Source organism: Pseudomonas sp. 18.1.10 (genome assembly GCF_024655625.1).
Taxonomy (GTDB): Bacteria; Pseudomonadota; Gammaproteobacteria; order Pseudomonadales; family Pseudomonadaceae; genus Aquipseudomonas.
In genome coordinates this window covers 1-1,615 of the sequence record NZ_JANLGL010000444.1, presented here as the reverse complement: position 1 = coordinate 1,615, position 1,615 = coordinate 1, and the positions used below count along the sequence as shown (strand labels likewise).

Sequence of the window (1,615 nt, the reverse complement as noted above, 5' to 3'; positions counted from 1 at the left end):
GCGGTGGGTCAGTACCGGAGGAGTTGGCTGACCTACCGCATTCGCGAGCAAGCCCGCTCCCACACAAGCCCGCTTCCACAATGTGTTCTGTGTACATTTTGAAGAATTTGTTTAAGGCCCCCATGAAACGCTACGAAAAATTCGCCGACGACATTGCAGAACTGATCCGCTCCGGCGTCCTCGGCCCCGGCCAGCGCGTGCCGTCGGTGCGCTACGCCAGCCAGACCTACGGCGTCAGCCCGTCCACGGTGTTCCAGGCCTACTACCTGCTGGAGCGCCGTGGCCTGATCCGTGCACGGCCGCGTTCCGGCTACTTCGTCAACACCCATGCGCCCAGCCCGTTTTCCGAGCCGGTGGTCAGCGAACAGGTGCACGAGTCCACCGAAGTGGATGTCAGCGAGCTGGTGTTTTCCGTGCTCGATTCAATCAAAGATCCCAACACCGTGCCATTCGGCTCGGCGTTCCCCAGCCCGATGCTGTTCCCGCTGCCACGCCTGGCCCGCTCCCTGGCCAGCGCCAGCCGCGAGATGGACCCGCGCCTGGTGGTCACCGATATGTCGCCGGGTAATCCGCAGCTGCGCCGACAGATTGCCCTGCGCTACATGGTCGGCGGCCTGATGCTGCCCATGGAAGAACTGTTGATTACCAACGGCGCCCTCGAAGCGCTGAACCTGTGCCTGCAAGCCGTCACCGAGCCGGGCGACCTGGTGGCCATCGAAGCCCCGGCGTTCTATGCCTGCCTGCAAGTGCTGGAGCGCTTGAAGCTCAAGGCCGTGGAAATTCCCGTGCACCCGCGCGACGGCATCGACCTGGGCGCCCTCGCCCAAAGCCTGGAACGCTACCCGATCAAGGCCTGCTGGACCATGACCAGCTTCCAGAACCCCATGGGCGCCACCCTGCCGGAAGCCAAGAAACAAGCGCTGGTGGAACTGCTGCGCAGCCATCAGGTGCCCCTGATCGAGGACGACGTGTACGCCGAGTTGTATTACGGCCAACACCCGCCCAAACCCGCCAAGGCCTTCGACACCGAGGGCCTGGTGCTGCATTGCGGCTCTTTCGCCAAGAGCCTCGCGCCGGGTTACCGCGTGGGCTGGGTGGCGGCCGGGCGCTATGCGCAGAAGGTCGAACGCTTGAAGCTGATGACCTCGCTGTGCCCGTCGATGCCAGCCCAGGCGGCGATTGCCGATTACCTGCAACACGGTGGTTACGACCGCCACCTGCGCAAGTTGCGTTATGCCCTGGAAGAACAGCAAAGCGCCATGCTCGCCGCCATTGCCCGCTACTTCCCGGCACAGACGCGGGTCAGCCAGCCGGCCGGCGGCTACTTCCTGTGGCTGGAACTGCCGGAACAGACCGATTCGTTGAAGTTGTTCCAGATGGCCCTGGCCCAAGGCATCAGCATCGCGCCGGGGCCGATCTTCTCGGCCACCCAGCGTTTCAGGAATTGCATTCGCTTGAACTATGGCAGCCCGTGGACGGAAGCGTCGGAGAAGGCGATGGAGACGTTGGGGCGGATTGTGCGGTCGTTCTGAGTTATTGGGTCGCCCCCTTTGGCCCCTTCGCGAGCAAGCCCGCTCCCACAGTTGGAATGCATTCCAAAATGTGGGAGCGGGCT

Annotated in this window: 1 protein-coding gene; it reads left to right on the top strand. The window is 63.6% G+C overall.

The window, feature by feature from the left end:
• Positions 1 to 122: 122 nt before the first annotated feature.
• Entirely contained in the window at positions 123 to 1,532 is a 1,410-nt protein-coding gene (gene mapR / locus NUV89_RS29590) for a GntR family transcriptional regulator MpaR (RefSeq protein ID WP_124529578.1), read from the top strand.
• The last annotated feature ends 83 nt before the right edge of the window (positions 1,533 to 1,615 follow it).

Excerpts from the sequence above, each read along its gene's own strand:
- mapR (WP_124529578.1), top strand. The coding sequence starts at position 123 with ATGAAACGCTACGAAAAATTCGCCGACGACATTGCAGAACTGATCCGC.